This window comes from Kocuria sp. UCD-OTCP (genome assembly GCF_000349605.1).
GTDB classification, from domain to species: Bacteria; Actinomycetota; Actinomycetes; order Actinomycetales; family Micrococcaceae; genus Kocuria; species Kocuria rosea.
Genome location: NZ_AOSQ01000007.1, coordinates 68163 through 93267, shown reverse-complemented (window position 1 = coordinate 93267; position 25105 = coordinate 68163). Strand labels below are relative to the sequence as shown.

At 74.4% G+C, this 25105-nt stretch carries 19 protein-coding genes; 7 read left to right on the top strand and 12 right to left on the bottom strand.

The window, feature by feature from the left end; genetic code table 11:
* Positions 1–92: 92 nt before the first annotated feature.
* The gene (locus H488_RS22640; RefSeq protein WP_017832384.1) at positions 93–1106 is read left to right on the top strand and encodes a TatD family hydrolase; all 1014 of its coding nucleotides are present in this window, start codon (positions 93–95) and stop codon (positions 1104–1106) included.
* Positions 1107–1286: 180 nt separating this feature from the next.
* On the opposite strand, the gene H488_RS22635 is transcribed toward H488_RS22640, so the two are convergent.
* Positions 1287–2183, bottom strand: a complete 897-nt coding sequence (locus H488_RS22635) for a DUF559 domain-containing protein (protein WP_017832383.1) — start codon at positions 2181–2183, stop codon at positions 1287–1289.
* Between the two features lie 262 nt (positions 2184–2445).
* Between H488_RS22635 and rsmA the strand changes: the two genes are divergently transcribed.
* On the top strand, positions 2446–3348 hold the full coding sequence (rsmA, locus tag H488_RS22630; protein ID WP_017832382.1) for a 16S rRNA (adenine(1518)-N(6)/adenine(1519)-N(6))-dimethyltransferase RsmA: 903 nt from the start codon (positions 2446–2448) through the stop codon (positions 3346–3348).
* Positions 3345–4292, top strand: coding sequence for a 4-(cytidine 5'-diphospho)-2-C-methyl-D-erythritol kinase (locus H488_RS0117970; protein WP_017832381.1), 948 nt, complete (start codon positions 3345–3347; stop codon positions 4290–4292). Before rsmA ends, H488_RS0117970 begins: the two co-directional genes overlap by 4 nt.
* Positions 4293–4362: 70 nt before the next feature.
* On the opposite strand, the gene H488_RS22625 is transcribed toward H488_RS0117970, so the two are convergent.
* From H488_RS22625 to H488_RS22595, 7 genes are all read right to left on the bottom strand, one after another.
* The gene (locus H488_RS22625) at positions 4363–5742 is read right to left on the bottom strand and encodes a hypothetical protein (RefSeq protein WP_031282453.1); all 1380 of its coding nucleotides are present in this window, start codon (positions 5740–5742) and stop codon (positions 4363–4365) included.
* A 170-nt stretch (positions 5743–5912) separates the two neighbouring features.
* On the bottom strand, positions 5913–7439 hold the full coding sequence (locus H488_RS22620; protein ID WP_017832380.1) for a lipopolysaccharide biosynthesis protein: 1527 nt from the start codon (positions 7437–7439) through the stop codon (positions 5913–5915).
* Positions 7436–8710, bottom strand: coding sequence for an O-antigen ligase family protein (locus H488_RS22615; RefSeq protein WP_017832379.1), 1275 nt, complete (start codon positions 8708–8710; stop codon positions 7436–7438). Before H488_RS22615 ends, H488_RS22620 begins: the two co-directional genes overlap by 4 nt.
* Before the next feature lie 7 nt (positions 8711–8717).
* On the bottom strand, positions 8718–9689 hold the full coding sequence (locus H488_RS22610; protein ID WP_017832378.1) for a glycosyltransferase family 2 protein: 972 nt from the start codon (positions 9687–9689) through the stop codon (positions 8718–8720).
* A complete protein-coding gene (locus tag H488_RS22605) occupies positions 9679–10497 on the bottom strand; it encodes a CDP-alcohol phosphatidyltransferase family protein (protein ID WP_017832377.1) in 819 nt (272 codons plus the stop codon). Before H488_RS22605 ends, H488_RS22610 begins: the two co-directional genes overlap by 11 nt.
* A complete protein-coding gene (locus H488_RS22600; protein ID WP_017832376.1) occupies positions 10497–14591 on the bottom strand; it encodes a fibrinogen-like YCDxxxxGGGW domain-containing protein in 4095 nt (1364 codons plus the stop codon). Before H488_RS22600 ends, H488_RS22605 begins: the two co-directional genes overlap by 1 nt.
* Positions 14592–14624: 33 nt before the next feature.
* Complete coding sequence (locus H488_RS22595; RefSeq protein ID WP_150110287.1) at positions 14625–15338, bottom strand: hypothetical protein; 714 nt, start codon at positions 15336–15338, stop codon at positions 14625–14627.
* A gap of 397 nt (positions 15339–15735) precedes the next feature.
* On the opposite strand from H488_RS22595, the gene H488_RS0117965 reads away from it, so the two are divergent.
* Together H488_RS0117965 and H488_RS22590 are read left to right on the top strand one after the other, a co-directional pair.
* Positions 15736–16854 carry an acyltransferase family protein gene (locus H488_RS0117965; protein WP_017832374.1) on the top strand — a complete coding sequence of 373 codons (1119 nt, stop codon included), beginning with the start codon at positions 15736–15738 and terminating at the stop codon, positions 16852–16854.
* 167 nt (positions 16855–17021) lie between these two features.
* Entirely contained in the window at positions 17022–17468 is a 447-nt protein-coding gene (locus H488_RS22590) for an adenylyltransferase/cytidyltransferase family protein (RefSeq protein ID WP_017832373.1), read from the top strand.
* A gap of 3 nt (positions 17469–17471) precedes the next feature.
* Here H488_RS22590 and H488_RS0117960 read toward each other — a convergent pair whose 3' ends face one another.
* Positions 17472–19118 (bottom strand): polymer-forming cytoskeletal protein, encoded by a 1647-nt coding sequence (locus H488_RS0117960; protein ID WP_017832372.1) that lies wholly within the window; start codon positions 19116–19118, stop codon positions 17472–17474.
* 192 nt (positions 19119–19310) lie between these two features.
* Here H488_RS0117960 and H488_RS22585 point away from each other — a divergent pair, with 192 nt between their 5' ends.
* Together H488_RS22585 and H488_RS22580 are read left to right on the top strand one after the other, a co-directional pair.
* Positions 19311–20582, top strand: coding sequence for a ScyD/ScyE family protein (locus H488_RS22585; protein WP_150110286.1), 1272 nt, complete (start codon positions 19311–19313; stop codon positions 20580–20582).
* A gap of 143 nt (positions 20583–20725) precedes the next feature.
* A complete protein-coding gene (locus tag H488_RS22580; RefSeq protein ID WP_017832370.1) occupies positions 20726–21499 on the top strand; it encodes a matrixin family metalloprotease in 774 nt (257 codons plus the stop codon).
* A gap of 75 nt (positions 21500–21574) precedes the next feature.
* On the opposite strand, the gene H488_RS22575 is transcribed toward H488_RS22580, so the two are convergent.
* The 3 genes from H488_RS22575 to H488_RS38325 are packed head-to-tail and all read right to left on the bottom strand — an operon-like array spanning position 21575 to position 24796.
* Complete coding sequence (locus tag H488_RS22575) at positions 21575–22795, bottom strand: phosphotransferase (protein ID WP_017832369.1); 1221 nt, start codon at positions 22793–22795, stop codon at positions 21575–21577.
* A 4-nt stretch (positions 22796–22799) separates the two neighbouring features.
* Positions 22800–24617: an ABC-F family ATP-binding cassette domain-containing protein gene (locus H488_RS22570; protein ID WP_031282441.1), complete on the bottom strand. Its 1818-nt coding sequence runs from the start codon at positions 24615–24617 to the stop codon at positions 22800–22802.
* Positions 24503–24796, bottom strand: a complete 294-nt coding sequence (locus tag H488_RS38325) for an ATP-binding cassette domain-containing protein (protein WP_202804007.1) — start codon at positions 24794–24796, stop codon at positions 24503–24505. The genes H488_RS22570 and H488_RS38325 overlap by 115 nt, the downstream gene beginning before the upstream one ends.
* Positions 24797–25105: the final 309 nt, after the last annotated feature.

Below are 25105 nucleotides of genomic sequence, written 5' to 3'. Positions count from 1 at the left end.
TCGGTGCCCGCGTGTTTCCCGCCCGCTGACCTGTCCGCTGTCCCGTCCCCATTTCCCGATCCGCTCCCCCGAGACCTCCTGAGGTGCCGCCCGTGACCGACCCCAACGCCACCCTCCTCGCCGCCTCCCTGTGGCCCGACCCCGCCGCCCGGCCCGCTCCCGCCCCGGGCGCGGCCCCCGCCGCCTACGAGCCCGAGCACTACGCCGTGCCCGAGGACGTCCCCGCGGGGGAGGGCACCCGGCGCCGTTCCGCCCAGGCCGACGACGGGCGCCGCCGCAACCTCTCCTACCCGCCCGCCCCGGAGCCGCTGCCGCACCCGGTGGCCGACAACCACACCCACCTCGACCTGCAGGACGGCCGGGTCCAGGTCTCGGTCCGGGACGCCGCGGACGCCGCCGCCCTCGCCGGGGTGGGCGGGCTCGTCCAGGTCGGCTGCGACGTCCCCTCCTCCCGCTTCGCCGTGGCCGCCGCCGAGGCCGACCCCCGGGTGCTGGCCGCCGTGGCGCTGCACCCCAACGAGGCGCCGAAGCTCGCGGCCGCCGGGACCCTCGACGAGGCGCTCGCCGCGATCCGTTCCCTGGGGGAGCACGAGCGGGTCCGGGCCTTCGGCGAGACCGGTCTCGACTACTACCGCACCGAGGGAGAGGGACGGGAGCACCAGAAGCGGTCCTTCCGGGAGCACATCCGCTTCGCCCAGGAGACCGGCAAGGCGCTGCAGATCCACGACCGGGACGCCCACGCCGACGTCGTCGCCGTCCTGCTGGAGGAGGGCGCCCCCGAGCGCACCGTGTTCCACTGCTTCTCCGGGGACGAGGAGCTCGCGCGCACCTGCAACGAGCACGGCTGGTACATGTCCTTCTCCGGGACCGTCACCTTCAAGAACAGCCACGACCTCAAGGCCGCGCTGCGCACCGCCCACCCCGAGCTGGTGCTCACCGAGACCGACGCCCCGTTCCTCACTCCCCACCCGTACCGGGGCCGGCCCAACGCCAGCTACGTGGTCAACTACACTGTGCGCGGCATGGCGGACATCCTCGAGCAGGAACTCGAGCCGCTGTGCGAGCGCCTCTGGGCGAACACCTTGGAGGTGTACGGCCCCTTCTGACCCGCGGCGCCCCCGTTTCCCCTCCCCGCCCCGCCGAGTCCCCACACCTTGGCCCCTTCACGCGGCGAGTCCCCAAAGTGCTCGCATTTCCCCAGAAACTCTCTGGGGAAATGCGAGCACTTTGGGGACTCGGCGGGCCAGTGGCGGGTACGCGGCGGGCCGGGAGGGATGGAGCCTGGGTCAGCGGGGCGTTGCCGTGCGGCGCAGTGCGGCCGAGATCCGGTCGACGGTCGCGGCCGGGGTACGGACGACGTCGTGCCAACCGACCCGGATGACGGTCCACCCGAGCTCTTGGATCTCGACCTCGCGCCGCCGTTCGTTGCGGATCACCGTGGCCGCGGAGTCGCTGTACTTGCTCTCGCCGTCGAACTCGAGCACCAGCCACTGCTCGGGCCACGCGAAGTCGGCCCGGTAGGTCCCCGTCCGGCCCACGATCACCCACTGCAGCTCCGGCGCCGGCAGGACGGACTCCGCCAGCATGAGGCGGGTAAGGGTCTCACCCACGGATTCAGAGCGCGTGTCCATGGCGGCGAGCACGCGCCGAGCTCTGCGCACGCCGCGTCGGCCGGCCCACTCCGGCAGTCGTTGCTCCAACCGGGCCCGCGTGAGACCGAAACAGTGCGCCTGGTCTGCCAGGACCACGGCGTCCGTGAAAGGCAGCAGGCGGGCGCAGTCCAGCAGAGTTCGTTCACCTGTGGTCGCGCGCAGCCCGCCGACAGTGACGATGTCGGACGCCGGCAGGGGCTCCTGGTGCCTCACGATGCCGGCGTATCCGTTGTGGGTTCCCTGCCCCGGCCGGGTGAGCGTGTGCAGACGGGCCGGGACGCGCCGAAGATCCAGGCCGTGCACCAGGGCCGCCGAGGCGAGACAGAAGATCGGCGGCACGGAGGCAGCCCGGCTGAGCGCCCGGTGCCGGAGCAGCGCCTGCTCCTCGGGTCTAAGTCGCAGATAGGCGTCCGACGCCGTGAAGTAGCCAGGGTGGACCCGGTGGAGATCTCCGTCGCGGAGGCGGCGCCGGATCCCTCGGCCGCTGAGGCCGGTGTCGTGCAGCTGGTGGAGGCTCATGGGCTCGGTCATGACTCCGTGATAGGTCCGGAGCCGGCCGGGCGGGCCGGTGCCGCCGCCCCCGGGAACAAGACAACGGACGGACCGCGCAGCAGGGAAATGGGGAGTGCGGATACGGTGCTCGCCGAGCCCCCACTGCGGTCGCATATCCCCAGAGGAATGGTGGGGATATGCGACCGCAGTGGGGGCTCGGCGGCGAGGGGGCCGGAATGTGTGGGCTCGGCGTCAGGAGGGGGCGAGGGGTGCCAGGGCACCGGGCCGATACGATGGGGCGGTGACAGAATCCACCGCGCCAGAGCCCGCCGCCCGCGCCCTGCTGGGGCCCGCGGAGATCCGGGCGCTCGCCGAGCAGCTCGGGATCCGGCCGACCAAGACGCTGGGGCAGAACTTCGTGATCGACCCCAACACGATCCGGCGGATCATCGCCGCCGCGCGGCTGGGGGAGCACGAGACGGTGCTCGAGGTGGGACCGGGCCTCGGCTCGCTGACCCTGGGGCTGCTGGACGCCGCCGAGCAGGTCGTGGCGGTGGAGATCGACCCCCCGCTGGCGGCGCAGCTGCCGCACACCGTGGAGCGGCTGCGCCCCGAGCGGGCCGGACGGCTGACCGTGCTCGAGCAGGACGCCATGCGCGTGCAGGAGCTGCCCGCCGAGCCGACCGCCCTGGTGGCGAACCTGCCCTACAACGTGGCCGTCCCGGTGCTGCTGCACCTGCTGGCCCGCTTCCCCTCGATCCGCCGCGGGCTGGTCATGGTGCAGGAGGAGGTCGCGGACCGGCTGGCCGCGGCGCCGGGCTCCAAGGTGTACGGGGTGCCGTCGGTCAAGGCCTCCTGGTACGCGGAGGTCACCAAGGCCGGGACGATCGGGAAGAACGTGTTCTGGCCGGCGCCGAAGATCGCCTCGGGGCTGGTGCGCTTCGTCCGCCGCGAGCAGCCGGTGGCGGACGTGGACCGGGAGCTGGTCTTCGCCGCGGTGGACGCCGCCTTTGCCCAGCGGCGCAAGACCCTGCGGGCCGCCCTCGCCGGCTGGGCGGGCTCCGCCGCGGCGGCCGGCGAGATCCTCGAGGCCGCCGGGATCGACCCCGGGGAGCGCGGGGAGAAGCTGGACGTCCACGAGTTCGCCCGGATCGCGCGGGCCGGCGCCGCCGCGGGCCTGACCGCCGGGGTGCGCGGGGCATGACCGCGGTGCTGCTCACGGAGCGCGCCGGCGCGCCCGGCAAGGTCAACCTGTTCTTCGCCGCGGGCCCGCCGCGCCCGGACGGCTACCACGACGTCGCGAGCTTGTACTGCGCGGTGAGCACGGGGGAGACCGTGACGGCCACGCTGACCCGGGGCACCGGCACCACCGTGGGCGTGGCGGCGGTCCCGGGCTCGCTCGTGGCCCAGCAGCTCGACCGCGGGACGTTCTCCCTGGACGCCGTGCCCACCGACGGGTCCAACCTGGCCGTCCGGGCCGCCGAGGCCGTGCTCGCCCGCTTCCCGCCCCTGGCGGGCGGGCTGCACCTGCAGCTCGACAAGGCCGTTCCCGTGGCCGGCGGCATGGGCGGGGGCTCCGCGGACGCCGCGGCGGCCCTGGTCGCCGTGAACCGGCTCGCCGCCCGCGTCTCGGGGGATTCCGCGCTCGACGACGACGCGCTGCTGGAGCTCGCGGCCGGTCTCGGCGCCGACGTGCCGTTCGCGCTGACGGGCGGGGCCGCGGTCGGCACCGGGACGGGATCCCGGCTGCGCCCGGTGGCGGTCGGGGCGGCGCTGCACCTGGTGCTGGTGGCGGCCGAGGCGGGCCTGTCGACGCCCGCCGTCTACGCGGAGCTGGACCGGCTGCGCGCGGATCAGGACGTCCCGGCGCCGCGGCTGCCGGGCGACCTCGAGGCGGTCCTGGGCGCCGGGGCGGCCGGTGAGCTGGCCCCGCTGCTGGCCAACGACCTGCAGGCCGCGGCCCTGTCCCTCGCGCCGCAGCTGGGGCCGGTGCTGGCCGCGGGCGCGGCCGCCGGCGCCCTGGCGAGCTTCGTGTCCGGGTCCGGGCCCACGGTGGCGCACCTGGTGGCGGACGCCGCCGCGGCCGAGGACCTCGCGGACGTGCTCAGGGGCCAGGGAGCGCCCGCTCTCGCGGTGCGGGCTCCCTGACCCCTGGCCTCCGGCCGCCGGCGCCTGGATCTGACCTGACCTCCCGGGTTCAGGCGGCGCCGGCGGACGATCAGCGGTGCTGCGGCGCGGCGTCCCGGGCCGGCGCGGCGTCCCGGGCCGGCGCGGCGTCCGTGCCCGGGCGCACCTGGCGCTGCACCACGAACGCGGGGACCACGGCGGCGCCGCGGCCGCTGAGCCGCTCGAAGCGCTCCTGGAACCGGCGCAGCCGGCCCCGGGGCTCCACGGCCAGCACCACGCCGTCCACCCGGTCGGTCAGGGCGGCGAGCTCGGCGGCACCCGCGCGGGGCGGGACCGTGGCCACGAGCAGCGAGGGCGTGGTGTCGTCCATGCCCAGCCAGTCGGTGTCGCCCAGCGGGCCCACGGCGTCCGTGAGGGTGCGGGTGTCCACGACCTCCACGGTGCCGCCCCACGAGGAGACGACGGCGTCCAGGGCCTGGACGACCACGGTGGCCTGTCCGGGCAGGGCCGAGTGCACGGCGATCCGGGAGCCGGGCCGCGGCACCGCGCGGTCCTCGTCCTGGGAGAGCCGGCGCAGCAGCTCGAGCGCGCCGTCCTCGTCGTCCACGGAGTTCAGCACCACGGCGGGCGAACCGGTCCCGTCGGCGAGCCGGTCGGGCCGGCGCACGCTGCGGTCGGCGCGCTCCCGGAACGCCCCGGCGAGGGCGCCGAGGACCAGGCCGCCGACCACGCCGCCGGCCACGAAGAGCGGGATGCCGGCCGAGGAGGGCTCCTGCGGCGGCGTGGCCTCGCTGATCACGCGGCCCGGCGTCGGGGCGATGAGGGCGAGGGCCGTGCGCTGCTCGCGCAGCTGCCGCAGGCTGGAGGAGTCGTCGTCGCTGCGCTCGAGACCGGCGATGGACTCGTCGATGCGCTTCAGCGTGTCGTCGGCGGTGGTCTGCACGTCCTCGCCGCGGTCGGCGAGGTAGGCGGTGGCCAGGGCGTTGGCGCGCTCGGCGGCCTGGTTCGGGTCGTCGCCGGTCACCGTCACGCGGAGCACCTGGGTGTCGTCCGGGGCGGTGGTCGAGAGCCGCTCGAGCAGGTCCTCGGCCAGCGCGGGGTCGGCCTCCTCGACGGGGACGTCCTGCAGCAGGGCGGCGGCCCGCAGGGTGATGCGCTGCGAGGCCATCGTGGCCATCTCCGTCTGCATCTCGACCTCCTCGAAACCGGAGTCGCCGGTGAGCGGGTTCACCGCGCTCGGCGTGACGGTCATCGAGGCGGTCGCCTGGTAGGTCGGCGGCCACAGGAGGCCCGCCACGAGGGCGGCGGCCAGCACGACGAGCCAGGTGCTGAGGATCGTGGGCCACCGGTGCAGGACGCGGCGCCACGCGGGCGTCGGGTCCGCCGGCTCCGGCCGGTTCGGCCGGGCCCGGACGGTGTCGTCCCGGGTTCGGCGCCGTTCGGCGCCGATGGTGTTCAGAGTCTCACTCATGTGGATTTCCCCCCTGGTGGATCGCGGGTCGTCTCGGATGGAGCAGCCGCGCCCGGCGTCCGCCCCCCGGCGGATCGCCGACCCCGGCCCCGGGAAGCGCTGCCGGGTCCAGCCCGGCCGGCCACGTCCTGATTCCGATGTCGATCGATTGAAATGTTACAGATGCAAACTCATCGGGACCACAGCAGGACCCGGTGATCCCGTGGTCTCTTCGGGCCACACGCCTCGGCGTCCGTCCCCCGGACGGCGGCGCGGCCCCGGAGCACGAGGACCGCCCCGGCGCCGGCCACGAGCAGGCCGGTCAGCGCGAGGTGGACGAGCAGGCCGGTGGTGGTGGTGCCGAGCAGGGCGCGGACGGCCAGCCCGCCCCCGCCCGTGAGCACGGCCGCGGCCGCGGCGATGGCGCCCACCACGGACCAGCGCGGGGCGATGCCGAGCAGCCGCACGGACTGGAACAGGGCCAGCCCCGTGTCGGTGAGCACCGACGCCGCCCACGCCGTGGCGGCTCCCACGAGGCCCCACTGCGGGATCAGCCACAGGTTCAGGGCCACGGCCACGGCCAGGGCCGCGGACTTGTTCATCAGCTGCCACCGGCTGCGCCCGGCCATCAGCAGCAGGGACTGCACGCCGCCGGCCGAGACGGCCAGGAGCATGGCGGTGGCGATGACGAGCATCGCGGGGTAGCCGGACTCGAAGCCCTCGCCGAAGAAGGACAGGACCACCGGCCCGAACAGCAGCAGGGTGAGGTAGAAGGGCCAGGCGCCGGCCACGAGCACGGCGGTGGTGCGGGTGAACACGGAGCGGGCGGTGGCGAGGTCGTCGACCGCCAGCGCCGCGCTGATGGACGGCCCGGTGACCATGCGCGCGGTGTGGTCGAGCATGGCGCCCACCCGGATGCACCGGTTGACCACGCCGTAGACGCCCGCCGCGGCGGGGCCCAGGAACGCGGCCACGAGCAGCACGTCGAGCCACTCGAGCAGCGCCTCGACCACCGCGGTCACGCCGCGGGCGGAGGAGAAGGACCAGAACGCCCGCCGCTGCTGGTCCGGCTCCGGCGGGGGAGCGGCCCCGGGCCGGTCGCGCAGGTCCCGGAGACAGCGGCGCAGCAGCAGGAGGGCGAGCACGGCGACCACGGCGACCGGTGCCGTCCACGCCGCCGTGAGGGCGAGCAGCCCGCCGCCGGCGACGACGACGGCGAGGACGCCGAGCACCCGCAGCGAGGGCAGCACCACGTTCTGCAGGAAGGAGAAGGTCGGCACCCGGTGCAGCCCGCGCAGGGCGCCGAAGGCGAGGTTGAGCACGGCGCCCAGCACGAGGAAGGGCGCCGCGAGCAGCACGGCGGGGCCCACGCCGTCGGGCAGGGCCCCGGGCACGGCCGTGAGCACGGCCGCGGTGGCGGCGACGCCCGCGGCGAGCACGAGCACCGGCCGGGCCGCGATCCGCAGCACCCCGGGCACCGCGGCGCCCTGGCCCCGGGCGGTGAGGGCGGGGACCGCCCGCACCAGCCCGGTGTCGGCGCCGAAGGTGGACAGGGTGGTGGCGATCGCCAGCACGGCCACCACCTGGAAGAACTGACCGGCCGCCGCCGCGCCCGAGGCGTTGGAGACCACCAGCGTGGCGGCGAAGGCGAGGCCCGCGCCGGTGACCACGAAGGCGAAGGTCAGCGAGCCCGAGCGCGCCAGCGGCTGCGCGCTCACAGCCCCTCCCCGTAGCGCCGGGAGCGCAGCAGCACGGCCAGGCTCAGGCTGATCAGGATGAACTGCACCGCGTCGAGGCCGTAGTAGGTGAAGAACAGGCACGCGGCCACGGGCGCGGAGTGCACGAGCAGCCCGGTGGTGGTGCGGACCTTCAGCGTCAGCAGCGTGGTCCCGTGCAGGTAGGCCACGAACAGGCCCAGGCCCACGAGCCCGTAGCAGAACATGAGGGTCCAGACGTAGCCCTGAGTGCCCATCTCGATGCCGACGGTCTCGTCGTACAGCGGCGCCCCGTAGCCGAGCAACGGGGAGTCCAGGGTGGCCAGGAACGTGTCCCGGTACAGGTCGGAGCGGGTGCCCGTGCTGTCGCTGTACTCCTGGCGGCCCAGGATCCGTTCCACGGCGCCGCTGGCCACGAGCCACCCGCCGACGGCGGCCGTGCCGGCGACCCCGGCCAGGGCCACCCCGATCCGGCCCCGCAGGACCATCCGGACCATGACGTAGCCCAGCGCCACCGCGATGCCGAGGAACATGCCCCGGTTGGTGGTCGCCACGGCCGGGGCGAGCGAGGCCACCAGCCCGGCCACGATCAGCAGGTGCCGGGCGCGGAAGCGGACGGTGGTGAGGTAGGCGAGGACCAGGGGCGTGAGGAGCACGAACCCGGAGCCCCACCCGTTGGTGTACGGGAACGGTGCGGCCGGCCGGTTGTACGGCTCGGGCGCGCCCCAGGGGAGCTGGACCTCCGCCAGGGGCGGGAAGAAGAAGTTCTGCACCAGCGCGTTGGAGGTGATGCCCTCCGGCAGCAGCAGGCCGATCGGGGTGGTCAGCCGCGCCTCGGGGATCACGAACGTCAGCAGGCCCAGTCCCACGAGCGTGGCCCACGCGACCACGGCGGCCCGCAGGAACCGCCGGTGGTCCAGGGTCTCCCGGGCGTTCCAGTAGTAGACGAAGTAGATCAGCGCGGCGCAGATGTTGACCCAGCGCAGCGCGAAGCCCATCCAGGAGCCGAACCCCTCGATCTGCACCGAGCTCGCCGCCATCCACAGCAGGAACACCACCAGCAGCCAGGCCGGCCACGGGACCGTCACCGAGCGGTGGAGCACGAGCAGGAAGAGCATGACCACGGCGAGCAGCGCCGGGGCGAACTGCAGGGCGCCGGAGGCCCAGATCAGCGGCAGCCCCCAGAACAGGACCAGCAGCGGCCAGGCGGGCAGGACGCCGGTGGTGCGGCGGACCGGGGCCGGCCGCACCACCGAGGGGCTCAGGAGCGCCACGGCCGCCTCACACCCCTCTGCCGAAGAAGGACACGGCGTTCTGCAGCCGCTCGGCGCTGACCGCGCCGGTCGCCACGGCCAGGGCGCCCCACGCCCGCAGCTGGCCGCGGTCCCGGCGCAGCGCCGCCCGCGCCCACCGGACCGCCTCCCGGCGGTCGCCGCGGGCGGCGTGGGCGAACGCGACCTGGCCGGCCATCAGGGCCGTGCCCTGGTCGGAGGTCTCGAACTCGGGGAACTTGCGCAGCATGTAGGTCAGGGCGTCCGCCATGTCCCCCCACTGCTGGCGGAAGAAGGAGGGCCGGTCCCAGCGCACGGTCAGCACGGTCTCGGGCACGGAGTGCACCGGGGCGTGCCGGGCCAGGCGCAGCAGCAGGTCGTAGTCCTCGCCGTAGGAGGACGGCAGGTCCTCGTCGACGAGGCCCACGGGCCCGTACAGGTCGGCGCGGCGGCAGATCAGCGCCGAGGGGTGGATCTCCATCATCCGGTCGGCCAGCAGCTCCGGGAAGGTGGCCACGGCCTGCGGGACGCGCCGGATGGTGCGCTCGTGGGAGACGATGTCGATCGCGCCGGCGATCGCGGAGGCCTCCGGGTGCCGGTGCCAGTGCGCCACCTGCCGGGTGAGCTTGCGCGGGGCCCACACGTCGTCGTCGTCGCAGAAGGCGATGATCTCCCCGGTGGCCGCGTGGATGCCCGTGTTGCGGGCGCCCACCAGGCCCGGGGACCGGGTGTTGGGCACGGTGCGCAGCTCCACGCCGGCCGGGACCTCCACGTCCGTGAGCGGGTCGACCTCGATCCGGTCGAAGACCACGACGACCTGGAGCGGGCCGGTGTAGTCCTGCTCGACGATCGCGCGGACCGCCTCGCGGAGCATCTCGGGCCGCCCGGCGGTGGCGATCAGGACGGACACGGACGGGTGGGCGGTGCGGAAGCCTGCGGCGGTGGCGGCGGTCGTGGCCGGGGCGAGGACGTCAGCGGACATGGCGGGTGCTCCTGTCGGTCGGGAGGGCGCCGACGGCGTCGGCGTCCGGGTCGGTGGCGGCGGGCCGTGCGGTCAGCCCCAAGTACTTGCGCCGCATGGAGACCGCGCTGATCGCCGCGAGGGCGGCCAGCAGGATCGCGTAGGCGGGCAGGAAGAGCGCGGGGAGCCCCCAGAGGAGGAAGATCCAGCAGGTGACCCCCGCGTCGGTGGGCAGGTTGAGGAAGGAGCGCAGCGTCCCGCCCGCGGGCGGCCCGGCGATCCCGCCCTTGCGCCGCAGCTGCTCGGCGAGGATCTGGCTCATGAACTGGCCGACCTCCACGAGCACGAACAGCGCGGCGAGCACCGCCAGCGCCGCTGCCGGGAACGCCTCGGGCCGGGGGTGCAGCAGGGCGGCGGCCGCCACGGCCAGGTGCAGCGCCGGGGTCCGGATCGAGTCGACCACGTGGTCGAGCCACTCCCCGGCCGGCGAGCCGGTGCCGGTGAGCCGGGCCACCTGCCCGTCGGCGGAGTCCAGGACGTAGCCGGCGGCGAGGAGCAGGGCGACGACGACGCCCGTGGCCGGGGTGGGCGGGGCCGCCACGAGCACGACCAGCCCCGCCGCGGAGAGGACCGCGCTGAGGGCGGTCACCCCGTTGGGGGTCAGCCCCGCCGCGGCGGCCCGCGCGGCGGCGTAGCGGGCCAGCGGGCGGTTCACCCACCGGGTGTACGCCGGGACCCCCTGGCCGGGCTTCTGCGCGGCGCGCAGCCCGGCCAGGGCCTCCTCGTAGCTCGGACGGCGCCGCGGGGCGGCGGTGTCGGTGGTGCTCATCAGGCGTTCGCCTCCGTGCTGGGCACGAGCTCGAGGTCGAAGGTCGTGTCGGTGGTGTTCGTCCAGTTGGAGTGCACCTCGGCGGCGATCACGTTCCTGCCGTTGCGCAGCGCCGACGCGGGGATCTCGACCACGACCGGGGCGGCCATCGCGGTGGCCGTCCGGCGCGGCGCCAGCGCGTAGGTCCCGGGGCCCAGGTCGCCGTCCGGCAGGTTGTCCCGGACGACCTCCTTGCCGTTGACGTAGACCGCCACGGCGTCGTCGGCCCGGGTGGTGAGCGTGAGCTTCCCGTACTTGGAGGCGTCGGCCACGTCCAGGGACCGGCGGTAGTACGTGGTCAGCGGACGCGTGCCGTCGGCCACGAGCGTGGTCTTCACCGAAGCGTCGCCCCAGCCGAGCACGGCCGAGCCCTGCTTCCACGCGGCGTCGTCGAACGCCGTACCGGCCCAGTCGCCGGCCGGCGGGTTCGCCCGGTCGTGGTGGTACCGCCAGGTGGCGCCCTCGGCGACCAGCGCGTCCGGCTCCTCGGCCGGGGACTCCTCCGCCGGCGGCGCCGGCTGCGTGCCGGGGGTGACGACCGCGGAGAGCTCGAAGGTCGCGTCGGTGGTGTTCGTCCAGTTGGAGTGCACCTCGGCGGCGATCACGTTCTTGCCGGTCTTCAGCGCCGATCCGGGCACCTCGACCACGACCGGGTCGGCCACCGCGGTGGCCGTCCGGCGCGGGGCCGTCGCGTAGGTGCCGGGGCCGAGGTCGCCGTCGGGCAGGTTGTCCCGGGCGACCTCCTTGCCGTTGACGTAGACCGCCACGGCGTCGTCGGCGCGGGTGGTGAGGGTCAGCTTCGCCACCTCGGAGGCGTCCGCCACGTCCACCTCCTTGCGGTAGTAGGTGGTGAGCGGGCGGGTGCCGTCGGCCACGAGCGTGGTCTTCACCGAGGCGTCGCCCCAGCCGAGCACGGCCGAGCCCTGCTTCCACGCGGCGTCGTCGAAGCCGGTGCCGGCCCAGTCGCCGGCCGGCGGGTTGGCGCGGTCGTGGTGGTACTTCCACGTGGCGCCCTCGGCGACCAGCGTGTTGGGACCGGCCGGCTCGTCGGCCGGGGGCTCCTCCGCGGGCGGCTCCTCGGCCGGCGGCTCCTCCTCCGCCGGGGGCGCCGGCTGCGTGCCGGCGGTGACCACCGCGGAGAGGTCGAAGGTGGCGTCGGTGGTGTTCGTCCAGCTGGAGTGCATCTGGGCGGAGATCACGTTCTTGCCGGTCTTCAACGCCGATCCGGGCACCTCGACCACGACCGGCTCGGCCACCGCGGTGGCGGTCCGCCGCGCGGACAGCGCCCACGGCGTGTCCTCGAGCGAGCCCTCGGCGACGTTGGAGCGGACCACTTCCTTGCCGTTGACGAAGACGACCACACCGTCGTCGGCGCGGGTGGTGAGGGTCAGCTTGGCCACCTTGGAGGCGTCGGCCACGTCCACGGTCTTGCGGAACTGGGTGACGATCGGGCGGGTGCCGTCGGCCACGAGCGTGGTCTTCACCGAGGCGTCGTTCCAGCCGAGCACGGCCGAGCCCTGCTTCCAGGAGGAGTCGTCGTAGTCGGCGGCCGTCCAGTTCGCCCCGGGCGAGACGTCGCGGTTGTGGTGGTACTTCCACGTGGCGCCCTCGGCGATCAGGGTGCTCGTGCCGGGCGCGGGCTCGGGCTGCGGCTCCGGGGCAGGCTGCGAGCCGGCTACCACCACCGGGGTGGAGGCGGAGACGTTGCCCGCGGCGTCCGCCGCGCGCACCGCGTACCGGGCGGCGTCCACGTGCGGGACCTTCAGGCTGGTGCCCGTGGCGGTGCCGATGGGCCGGTCGTTGCGCAGCACCTGGTAGGTCACGCCGGACTCGGGGGCCGCCGTCCAGGAGAGGGCGGCGGAGTCGCCGTCCCGGGCGACCTTCAGGCCCGTGGGCGCGGCCGGGGCCTTGGCGTCCCGCGGGGCGAAGCGGAGGAAGCCGCCCGACCACTGCGCGGAGCCGGAGGTGGAGACGCTGCGGTTGATGTCGCCGCCGGTCCACAGGACCCCGTTGCTGTCCACGAGGGTGGCCCACACGCCCCAGCCGCCGAAGCCCTTGATGTCCGGGTTGAAGCCGGGCAGGTACTTGCCGCCGGCGGCGTCCCACGCGCCGATCGCGTTGATCCGGTCGGCCACGGTCACGGGCTGGGTGTTGCCCCCGGCCTTGATCCACTTGGTGGCGCCGGCGTTGAACCAGTGGAAGCAGTGGCAGGCGCCGTAGACGGTGTCGTCGGTGGAGGTGATCGCCTGGATGTCACCGCCCAGGGAGGTGATGCCCCAGGAGGTGCGCTGGAAGGTGGAGCGGTCGTAGCCGAACATCGAGTGCTCGGCGCCGCCGGCCCAGACGGTGTTCCCCTGCTCGCGCACGGCGAGCTGGAAGGCCGTCTGGCCGGGGTTGGCGTAGTCCACGGGCACGGACGGCTCCCAGGTCCAGGTGTCCAGCGGGGCGCCGGCGGTGGTGCGCACCGCGGCCAGGCGGAACGCCGAGGCGCCCTGGGACTGGTTGAAATACCCGGCCGCGTAGAGCCGGTCGCCCTTGGCGGAGGCGTCCACGCTCGTCACGGTGCCGTTGAACTCCGGGTTCCAGCCGGCGTCCGGGGTGCGCGTGGAGATCTTCACGCGGGCGCCGGACCGGGCGTAGACACGCCCGGTCTCCTGCCCGCCGCTGAGGTGGGTGAAGGCCCCGCCCAGGTACAGGTGGTCGCCCTGCACGTCGAGCGTCCGGACCTGCAGCACACCGCCGGTCAGCAGGTTCTCCACCTTGAGGTTCCAGGCGGTGTCGACCTTGCCGGTCGTGGAGTCGAGCACCACGAAGCCGGGGGCGCTCACGCCGTTGACCGTGCTGAAGCGCCCGCCCACGGCCAGCCGGTTGTTCGGCAGCTCGGCGAGGGCCTTCACCTGGCCGTTGAAGACCGGGCGGAAGTCGGTGCGCAGCTCGCCGGTGTTGACGTCGAAGGCGGCCAGGTAGGACTGGGCAACGCGCCCGGTGCCGGCCGCGTTGCGCTGCATCGCCTTGAAGTTGCCGCCGGCGAAGACCGTGCTCCCGATCTGCTCGAAGGCCTGCACCTCCGTGTTCATCTCCTCACCCTGCCCGTCGGCGCGCTCCACGGCGCCCCACTTCGTGGGCTCGGCGCCGCTGTTGGGCAGGGCCCGCTGGGCGGCCGCGGCGGTGCCGGAGTCCGGGATCGCTTTGCCGGTGAAGGCCTGCTGGGTGACCTTGGGCCGCAGGTACATCTGGGTGAAGGGGATGGCGCCCTTCCCGCCGGCGGTGGGAGTCCACAGGTAGGTGGTGCTCGTGTTGCTGCCGGTCACGCCGTCGCCGTAGCGGAAGCCGCGCTGCCAGCTGGTCTCGGTGACGTCCTGGAAGCGCACGCGGGCGGTACCGGTGTTCGTGCCGAAGTCGTTGGTGGTGCCGGTGGTCCCGGAGGCCACCCCGGTGCCGTAGACCAGGGAGAAGGAGGTGACCGGGGTGCGGGAGCCGAACGTCCAGTTCCAGTACGGCTTGGCGGAGATCTTCATCCGCCCCTCCTGCCAGGTGGTGCCCCCGGCGTCACGGGCCCGGCGGATCCGGATGCCGTCCTCGAGGGAGTCGGGCCGCTGCCCGTTCAGGAGCTCGTCGACCGTCTCGGAGGGCAGCTGCTTGGGTGCGAAGGCCGCGGTGCCCGAGACCGTGGAGGAGACGTCCTTGGGCGTGCCCACGCCCTGGTAGTACTCCTTCCAGTCGTTGCGGCCGCGGCCCACGAGGACCCAGCCGCCGCCGTCGGTCACCTGGTCGCAGTAGAACTGCTCGGGCGCGGTCATGGCCGGGGTGACCAGCCAGTAGACGCCGGAGGCGGACTTCGGGTCCTTCTGCTTGATCTCCCAGCAGGACGCCGCGGCCGAGGCCGCGGACTTGCCGTCCACCGGCGGCACCTCGGCGGCGCCCACCGGGACGGAGGTCAGCAGCGTCGCGGCGACGGCCAGCACGGTGCCGATGCCCAGGGACGCCTTGGTGCGGGCCGTGCGCGCACGGCGCCGGCTCCTGTCCGCCCGGGGCGGGGTGTTCGTGTTTCCCATGGTGTGGTTCCTCAACAGGTTCGTGCGGACGGATCAGCAGGTCGGGTCGTCGGGGAAGCCGTGCTGGACGACTTGCCAGGACTGGCCCGGTTGGCGGAAGAGGTCGTAGTTGTGCAGGGCCCTGCGGTCCTTCTGCTTGCCGCTGACGACCACGCCGTCGCTGTCCACGACGGTGACCTCGGAGGAGTCCAGGCAGACGGTGACGCGCACGGCCTCGCCGTCGTCCGTGGGCAGCGGGGCGGAGACGGGATCGCCGACGACGACGGGCGCTCCGCGCTGCTCCCAGCCCTGGTGCTCGAACTCGGCCAGGGACGCGAGGACCTCCTGGAGGGCGGCGCCGGCGGCGTTCTCCTCGGCCGCCGCGACGGCGGCCGGGTCCAGCTCGGCGGGATCGTTCGCGCCGCCGAGCTCGGCGGAGGACTCCGGGTTGGCGGGGTCCGCCGGGGCCGGCCGGTCGGACGGGACGAAGGCCTCCTGGGCCTCGAGCACCGCCTCGATCTGCTCGACCTCGGGCGCGTCCGCGGCCACGGGCGCCGCCGAGGGCAGGTCCTTGGCCCGGACCTCCTGCGGCGTCTCCAGCTCCACCACGGTGGACGCCTCGAGGGCGTCGGCCGCCGGGTCGTCCGTGGCGCCGGCGGTGCCGCAGCCGGTCAGGACGCCGGCGAGCAGGAGCCCGCCCAGCACCGTGCGGGCTGTTCGGGCAGTGGGACCTCGAGTGCTCGATGTGCACGACAGGTCAAGGATCATGTCAGCTCCCCCCAGATCTGAACTTCCGGCGCCGAGTGGCCGGCGCCGCGGTGATCCGCCGCAGGTTGTGGGTCGAGGGACCCCCGCGGCGTTCCGGACGACCCCCCGCCCGGATTCATTGGATCGCATGGAGTCTAACCCCGGCGTTAACGATCGGGAACGGAATCCGATGTCCCCTTTTGTGACCCGGATTATCAGATGCAAACGCGGGTTTCTCCGCAGTAGGGTGAGGCGATCACCGGAATTCCCTCGAGCAAACGGGGGTCCGGACGCAGCACGGGACGGCCGCGGCTCGGGGGAGCGCGGCGTCCGGCGAACGCAGGGAGACGTTGTGGCGGGGGAGACATCAGGACCGGTTCCGGCAGGGGCGCGCCGGCGTCCGAGGGCGCAGCTGCCCGTGCGGCAGTTCGCGCACCTCGACGCGATGCGGGCCGCCGCGGTGATGCTCGTGGTGCTCGCGCACGCGGGGCTCGAGGTGGTGCCGGGGGGCAGCGGGGTGACGATCTTCTTCGTCATCTCCGGGTTCATCATCACGCACCTGGTGCTCAAGGAGCACCGGCGCACCGGGGGCTTCGACATCGCGGGGTTCTACCGCCGGCGGGCCCTGAAGCTGGCTCCGCCGCTGCTGGTGGCCCTGGTGCTGCCCACCGCCCTGTACGCGTGGCTGGTGCGGCCGGTGAGCCTCGGGGACTTCCTGGGGCAGGTCTTCTTCTTCTTCAACTGGCGCTACACCGACTCCCAGGTGGACGTCCTGCCCGGCTCGATCGTGGTGTGGAGCCTGTCCATCGAGGAGCAGTTCTACGTGGCGTTCGCGCTGATCTGGCTGCTGCTCGTGGGCCGGCGCCGCCCGGCCACCGCGCTGGCGGTGCTGGCGGGGACCGCCGCGCTCGCCTCGGCGGGCGCGCGGGTGGCCCTGCACCTGGGCGGCGCGAGTGCTGACCGGATCTACTTCGGCACGGACACCCGGCTCGAGGCCATCGCGATCGGGGTGCTCGCCGCCGTCTGGTACGCCCGTGCCACCGGGGAGCGTGCGTCCGGGGAGCCTGCTGCCGGCGCCCCGGCGTGGTGGGGCCGGGACCGGGTCCTGGTGCTGGCGGTGCTGCTCTACCTGGCCTCGCTGCTGATCCGGGACGAGCTCTTCCGCGAGACCGTCCGCTACACGGCCCAGGCGGTGGCTGCCTGCCTGGTGGTGCTCTGGGGCCTGCACGGGCCCACCGGCCGGATCGGGACCCGGGTCCTGGCGGGGATGCGGTGGAAGCCGGTCCAGCTGCTGGGTCTGGCCAGCTACAGCATCTACCTGCTCCACCTGGGCGCCGGGCACGCGCTGAGCGCGGTGTTCGGGGAGCTGCCGGGTCCGGCCGGGGTGGCCCTGCGCGTGGTGGTGGGCACCGTGGCCGGCATCGCCTGCTGGTGGTGCGTCGAGGAGCCCGTGGCCCGCTGGCACCACCGCCGCCGCACAGGTCGCCGCCCCGCGGCGGCCGCCGCCCCGGTGCCCGCCGGGCAGACGTCCGGCTAGACCGACACCTGCCCGTCCGCTGTGGACGGGCGGGCCCACAGATTTCCGCCGCGCACCCGAGGTGCCCGCGGCGAGCAGACCGAGAGGGACCCACGGCGCTGTCCGGGTGGTCCACCGGGCCGGGGCTGAGGAGGCCCCGGCAGGATCCCGAGGGGGGAATGACTGACATGAGCACCGACAAGCACGCACCGCGCGTGGGGTACGCGGCCGGGGCGTTCGACCTGTTCCACGTGGGGCACCTGAACATCCTGCGTCAGGCCAAGATGCACTGCGACCACCTGATCGCCGGGGTCGTCTCGGACGACCTGATCGAGATCACCAAGGGCCACCGGCCCGTGGTCTCCCTGCGCGAGCGGATGGAGATCGTCGAGCACATCCGCTACGTGGACCAGGTCCACGCCGAGGTGCTGCTGGACAAGCTGGACACCTGGCAGGAGCTGCGCTTCGACGTGTTCTTCAAGGGCGACGACTGGCGCGGCACCCCGAAGGGGGAGCGGCTCGAGCGGGAGTTCGCGGCGGTGGGCGTGGAGGTCGTGTACTTCCCGTACACGGTCCACACGTCCTCCACGAAGCTGCGGGCCGCCCTCGAGGTGCTCTCGCTCCCGGTGGGCTGAGGCTCAGCGCGGCGGCTCCGGGGGGAGCTGCCGCCCCGGGCGCTCGCCGGCCCACGGCGGCCGATGCGGCTCCGGCGGTCCCGGCGGCGCGTGCCCGGGACCGGCCGGCCCGGAACCGGTGCGCCCCGGGCCGTCCTGCCAGGAGCTGCCCCGCGGGGAACCGTCCTGTTCGGAGCCGTCCCGCCACGCACCGGGGGACTGCGGGCCGCCGTGCCGGGGATCGGTGTGCTGGGGACCGCCGGGCCACGACCCGGCGTCGCCGCTCCGGCCCCGGTCGAGTCCGTGGTCCCGGTCCCGGTCCGCGCGCCGGCGTGCCCGGGAGCGGCGGGCGGCGTCCCAGGCCCACACCACGAGGGCGCCGAGGCCGAGCAGCGCCACGAGCAGGCCGACGACGGGACCCAGGAAGGGCACGGCCCGGAGCAGCACGTAGATCAGCAGGCCGAGGGCCAGGGCGAGCACGCGCTTGCCGAAGTTCGCCGGCGTCCGGTCCCGGAGCAGGAGCCCGCCCGCGGTGAACCCGACCACGACCGGGGCCAGCAGGGCCACGGCGAGCACCAGGCCCAGGACCAGCACGAGGTCCAGCACCACGGCCGTGGTCACGACCGCGGCGGCCAGCCCGGCGAGGGTCATCCAGCCCAGGGCGACGGCCAGCAGGATCGACACGACGAGCACGGCGAGCACGGCCACGGCCGTCCCCGCGATCGTCAGCGCGCCCCAGCCGAGGCTGAGCCAGGGCCGGGCCCGGAGCGTGCGCGCCGCCCCGGTCACGGCCCGGGGCAGCAGCCACAGGGCGAGCAGCCCGACCAGGAACAGGGTGACGAACAGGCGCAGCCCGGCGAGCAGCAGCGCGAGCGGCCCGGCGGGCCCGGCCGGCTCCTCCTCGACCACGGTCTGCTCGTAGACGACCTCCCCGGCGATCTCGGCGCCCGGGGCGATCGCGGCCTCCGTCCCGGACCGGTAGGACAGGCTCCCGTCGAGGCGGGCCTCGTCGGTGAGGGTCAGTCCGGGCTCCACCCGCGGCACGGCCACCCCGGTGGTGGGCGCCCAGGCGGCCCCCACCTCGTCCGCGGAGCCCACGTCCGCCTGCACGTCCCCGCCGATCGCTCCGGCCAGGGCGAGCGCGGCGGCCCCGGCGGTCACCTCGCCCTCGACCGTGCCGGCCAGCAGGGCCTGGTACGCGCCGAGCAGGACGTCCCCGCCGATCTCGGCGCCGGGGCGGGCCTCCACGCTGTAGCCGGCCGTGACCAGGTCGTCGGCCACCCGGGCCTGCTCGCCGAGGAGGAGCACCTGGCCGGCCACGCGGGCGTCGTCGCCCACGGTGCCCTCGATCACCACGGTCTGGGCCGCGGCCATCAGGTCCCCCTCCACCGTGCCGTTGATCGTCACCGTCCCGGCGGCCACCAGCAGGTCGCCGCGCACGGTGCCGTCGACCACCACGTCCCCGCCGGTCACGTACAGGTCGTCGTCCACGACCTCGTCGGCCGCCAGCACCACGTTCTCCTCGCCGCGGATCTCGGCGGCCCCGGCGGCGGGGGCGGTGAGCAGGAGGCCCGCGAGCGCGGTGGCCAGCAGGGTCAGGAGGGTCAGCAGGATCGGCAGGCGGCGGAGGAACGGGACGGGCGAGGTGCGGGGCACCGGCAGGGTCTCCATGGTCCCGAGTCCACGCCCGGGCCGGGACGGAGTCAAGGCGCGGCCCAGTGTGACGGCGGTCCGCCATGTACCCGCGCGTAGGTGAAGAGGTGGTCACGGTTGCGGACCGTTCCCCGTGGGAGCGGGATCGCGGTCCTAGCCTGGGGCTGTCGCGTGGCGGGCGCGCGGAAGGATTCCGACCGGGGGTGGGTCATGACAGGACAGGGACTCGGAGCAGGCGTGGTCACGGCGGTGGTGGTGCTGGCGGGGCCGGTGCCGGCGGCGTTCGCGCACGGGGACGACCGGCCGGACGGGCCGCGCGTGGTCGCGGAGGGCCTGGACAATCCCCGGCAGCTCAACAGTGACCAGGACGGGAACCTGGTGGTGGTGGTGGAGGCCGGCCGCGGCGGTCCGGACTGCGTCGGCGAGCGGTGCGCGGGGCTGACCGGCGCCGTCACCCTGATCGAGAACCCCCACCGGGACGAGCCCGCGGTGTCGACCGTGGTGGAGGGTCTGCTGTCCGTGGCGGCGCCGGACGCGTCCTTCGCGGAGGGGCCCGGCGGCGCGGACGCCACGGACGTGGACGGCCAGTACATCGTCGCGGGCTACGACCCCGAGCGGCTCGACCTGTCGGTGTTCGAGGCGCGTGGCGCGTCGATGCTCGTCGCGGGCACCGAGGAGAACGGGGAAGAATACCTGCTCGCGTACGCCGATCTGCAGGCGGCCGAGGAGGAGCTCAACCCGGACGGCGCGCAGATCGACTCCAACCCGTACGCGGTCCTGTACGTGGACGAGGACGACGAGGTCTCGCCGGACGGCTACGCGCTCGTGGCCGACGCCGGCGCGAACACCGTGTGGAAGGTGGAGCCGGACTTCTCCACCGCCACGGAGGACGCGCCGCCGGAGTACGAGATCACCGCGTGGGCCACCTGGCCGACCACCGCCCTGCCCGACGGCACGGACGACCCGGAGGGCCCGGCCGAGTTCGTGCCCACGTCCCTCACCGCCGACGAGCACGGCAACGTCTACGTGGGCGGGCTGGGATCGGTCCGACCGGGGGAGGGCGCGGTCGTGCAGTTCTCCGCGGACGGCACCGAGCTCGGCCGCTGGGACGGCTTCACCGCGGTGACCGGCGTGGCCGTGGACCGCGGCCACCTGTACGTCTCGCAGCTGTTCGGGCCCACGCCGCCCATGCCTCCGGGGGAGACCCCGGCGGCGGAGGCGCCGCCGAGGCCGGGTCAGGTCCCCGGCCAGGTGGTGGTCGTGCACCGGCACCACGAGGACGCGGCGCGGTACGCGATCGACGTGCCCCTGCCGGCCGGTCTGGCGACCGGGCGGCACGGGCAGGTCTACGCCTCGGTCAACAGCGTGGCTCCGGCCGAGGGGATCGCGGAGGGTCCCCAGAACCCGTTCGGCGCCGTCGGAGGCGGGGCCGTCTGGGAGCTGGACTTCTCCGATGCCTACCGCCTCGAGGACGCCGGGTAACAGGCCACGGCCCCGGAGGAACGACGACGACGGCGGTGGCGCGGCGCCGGCCCGCCACCGCCGCCGGAGCGCCGGACCGCACCGACCGGCCTCCGGAGGCACGCAGGACCACCCGGGAACGACGTACGAGGCGAGGAAGAGCCATGGCACCGACGACCGAAGACCTGGTCCACCTCATCGCGGAGGGGTTCGTCTGCGCCACCGAGGGGAGGGGGCACGCCACGCCGGGAGGGCGGCCCCCGAGCAGGATCGTGGTCGACGCCACCGAGGGGTTCATCCCCCTGTGGCAGCCGGGGTCGATGCTGAAGTGGCGCTTCCAGGAGCGCAGCTTCGCGCTCGCCCCCGACCCGCAGGAGAGCCGGTCGATCGTCGGTGGGCTCATGAGCGAGGCCCTGGTGCGGTGGAGCTCGGCCGCGCCGGTCCGGTTCACCCACGACCCCGACCTGTGGGACTTCGAGGTGGTGCTGCGCAACGCCGCGGACTGCACCCCGGAGGGCTGCGTCCTGGCCAGCGCGTTCTTCCCGGACGGGGGACGGCACGAGCTGACCGTCTACCCCACGATGTTCGAGCAGTCCCACGAGGAGCAGATCGAGACGATGATCCACGAGTTCGGCCACGTCTTCGGCCTGCGGCACTTCTTCGCGGCGAACCTCGAGAAGCCCTGGCCCTCGGAGGTCTTCGGGACGCACAGCCCGTTCTCGATCATGAACTACGGGCCGATGAGCAAGCTCACGGACGAGGACCTCGGCGATCTGAGAGAGCTCTACCGGCTGGCCTGGGCCGGCCACCTCACCGACATCAACGGGACCCCGGTCCGGTTCGTGCGGCCCTACAGCGCCTCCGGGTCACCGGTCGCGGAGGCCGCCGGGGCGCTGCCGGTCACGGCCCGGACGGACGCCCGCTCCCCCCGGTACTGACCGGGACCGGCGCTCGCCGCGAGCCCGGTCCGCGGGGCCCGGAACGGCCGCGCGACGGTGCTTCCTCGCCCCGTGTCAGCCGTCCGCGCCGGCGGACCGCCGCGCGCCGAGGAACTCCTCCGCGATCTCCAGCCGGCGCCGGGCCCGGTCCGGCGGGCCGCCCGAGCGGCGGGCGCCGGCCACCAGGGACAGGGCCACCCCGGCGCAGCGCACCCGCAGCGCGGCCGGGTCCACGGCCGCGTCGAAGCCGGCGAGCAGGCGCCGCGCGGTGGCCGGCGCGTGCCCGTAGCTGTCGTGGACCGTGGGAAGGACCGCCAGGTGGGCCACCAGGCAGGCGAGGTCGTCCACCCGGTGGCCGGGGCCCACGGCGTCGACGTCGAGCACCCCGGTCACCGGGCCGAACGTCCCGCGGGCGGCCGGACCGACGAGCAGGTTCGCCTCGTAGAGGTCCCCGTGCACGGGCAGGACCGGGCCGGGGTCCGTGGCCCGGCGGGCCTCGTCGATCGCCGCGGCGAGCCGTTCGATCCGTCCGCGCTCCTCCGGCAGGGCCACCGCGGCCGCATGCCCGTAGTCCAGGACCCGGTCCGTCCAGGAGGCGCGGGCGGGGAGCTCCAGCGCGGCGGCGGGCAGGGCGTCGAGCAGCGCCAGCACGTGCTCAGGGTGCAGCGCGGCGGCGCCGTCCTGACGCACGGACGCGGCCAGCGGGGTGCCGGGCAGCTGCCGGAGCACCACCACGTCCCGGACCGGGTCCTCCACGGGCGCCGGCACGGGCAGCCCGGCCTCGAGCAGCATCCGGTGCCGGGCGTGCAGCGCCGCGGCCCGGTCCCGCCGCAGCACCTTGAGGTAGCGCACCCGGGACCCGTGGGCCGCCCGCAGCACCGCCCGCCGGGTGGGCCGGTAGGAGACCTCGGTGAGCTCCGCGGGCTCGGCGGAGCAGAAGACCTCCCGCCCCACGGCCCCGGGCGAGGACGCCCAGGCGAGCTCGGGCAGCCACGGGTCGTGCGGGTGCCGCCACGCCACGAGGTCCACGCCCTCGTGCCGGGTCCGCACCAGGTCCGGGGACGTGCCGGCGGGCGGGGAGGCGGTGCTCACGCACACCACCTCGGCGGCCCGCCGTGCCCCGGCCAGGGCCACGACGTCGAAGACCGCGGTGACCCCGGCGCCCGGCCGGTGGTGGACGCGCCGCCGGGTCCAGCGCTGCACGGACAGCCCGGCCGGGGCCAGTGCAGCCGCCAGGACCGGGCCCATCCCGGTGCCCGAGAGCAGGGCCACGGCCTCCTGCTCCGGGCCCGCCACGGGGCTAGACCAGGTCCTCGGACAGCTCGAGCCAGCGCATCTCGAGCTCCTCGATCTCGTCCTGGACCGCGGTCAGCCGGGCGGTGATCTCGCCCAGGCCGGTGTAGTCGGACTGGTCGTGCCCCGCCATCTCCGCGTGCAGGGCGTCGACCCTGGCGGACAGCTTCTCCAGCTTCCGCTCGATCGCGCCCACCTCCTTCTGCGCGGTGCGGGCCTGCGCACCGGAGAGCCTGGGCCCGCCCTGCGCCGTCGTCGTCCCGTTCGAGGACGCCGCCCCCGTGGCCGCCAGCGGGTTCGAGGCGTTCGCGGAGCCTGCGGCCGTGCCGGTGCGGGACTGGGAGGCGAGCTCCAGGTACTGCTCCACGCCGCGGGGCAGGTGCCGGAAGCGGCCGTCGATCACGGCGTACTGCTGGTCGGTGACCCGCTCCAGGAGATAGCGGTCGTGCGAGACCACCAGGAGGGTGCCCGGCCAGGTGTCGAGCAGGTCCTCCATCGCGGTGAGCATGTCGGTGTCGAGGTCGTTGGACGGCTCGTCGAGGATCAGCACGTTCGGCTCGTCGAGCAGGATCATCAGCAGCTGCAGCCGCCGCTTCTGCCCGCCGGAGAGGTCCTTCACCGGGGTGGCGAGCTGCTCGTTGGTGAAGCCGAGCCGCTCCAGCAGCTGGCCCGGCGTCATCTCCTTGCCGTCGGCCAGGTAGGTGGTGCGCTTCGAGGCGACCACGTCCGAGACCCGGTCCTCGGCCACGTCCTCCAGCTCGGACAGCTGCTGGGTGAGGGTCGCGATCTTCACGGTCTTCCCGCGCTTGACCCGCCCGCTCGTGGGCTGCACCTCGCCGGTGACCAGGCCCAGCAGCGTGGACTTGCCCGCGCCGTTGACGCCCAGGATGCCCGTGCGCTCACCGGGGGCGATCAGCCACGTGACGTCCCGGAGCACCTCCCGCGGGCCGTCGTCCTCGGTGGGGTAGGAGACGGAGACCTTCTCGAGGTCCACCACGTCCTTGCCCAGCCGGGAGACCGCCATCTGGGACAGGGCCACGGTGTCGCGCGGCGGCGGGACGTCGTTGATCAGCTGGTTCGCGGCCTCGATCCGGAACTTGGGCTTGGCCGTGCGGGCGGGCGCGCCGCGGCGCAGCCACGCCAGCTCCTTCTTCATGAGGTTCTGCCGCTTCGACTCGATGGTGGAGGCCTGCCGGTCCCGCTCCACGCGCTGCAGGACGTACGCCGCGTAGCCGCCCTCGAAGGGCTCCACCATCCGGTCGTGCACCTCCCAGGTGTCGGTGCACACGGCGTCCAGGAACCACCGGTCGTGGGTGACCACGGCCAGGCCGCCCTGGTTCTTCGGCCAGCGGTTGTTCAGGTGGCGGGCCAGCCAGGTGATGCCGTCCACGTCCAGGTGGTTGGTGGGCTCGTCCAGGAAGATGACGTCCCAGTCGCCGGCCAGCAGCGCGGCGAGCGCCACGCGGCGCTTCTGCCCGCCGGAGAGCTCGCCGAGCTTCGCGTCCCAGTCCAGGTCCTTGACCAGCCCCGAGACCACGTCCCGCACCTTCGCGTCCCCGGCCCACTCGTGCTCATCGCGGTCCCCGACGACGGCGTGCCCTACGGTCAGCTCCGGGTCCAGCACGTCGGCCTGGTCGAGCATGCCCACGCGCACGCCCGAGCGCACGGTCACGCGGCCCCCGTCCGGCTTCAGCCGTCCGGCGAGCAGCTTCATGAGCGTGGACTTGCCGTCGCCGTTGCGGCCCACGATGCCGATCCGGTCGCCCTCGTCGATGCCGAGACTGACGGCGTCGAAGACCGTCTTGGTGGGGAATTCCAGGTGCAGGTTCTCGNGTCCGGCTTCAGCCGTCCGGCGAGCAGCTTCATGAGCGTGGACTTGCCGTCGCCGTTGCGGCCCACGATGCCGATCCGGTCGCCCTCGTCGATGCCGAGACTGACGGCGTCGAAGACCGTCTTGGTGGGGAATTCCAGGTGCAGGTTCTCGCCGCCGAGTAGATGTGCCACCCGTCAAGGGTACTCGCGCCCCCGCCCCGCCGAGTCCCCAGTGATGGGACCCTCGCCGCGTCGAGTCCCCCATGGTGGGCCCCCTCGGCGCGCCGAGTCCCCAGTGATGGGCCCCTTGCCGCGCAGAGACCCCCATGGTGGGCCCCTTGGCGCGTCGACTCCCCAGTGACTGGACCCTTGCCGCGTCGAGTCCCCCATGTCGTCGCAATTCCCCCCGCCAGACCATGGGGAATTGCGAGGACATGGGGGACTCGGCGGAATGGAGGTGCGGAGGTGGGGGACTCGACGAAACGGGGGACTCGGCGGAAT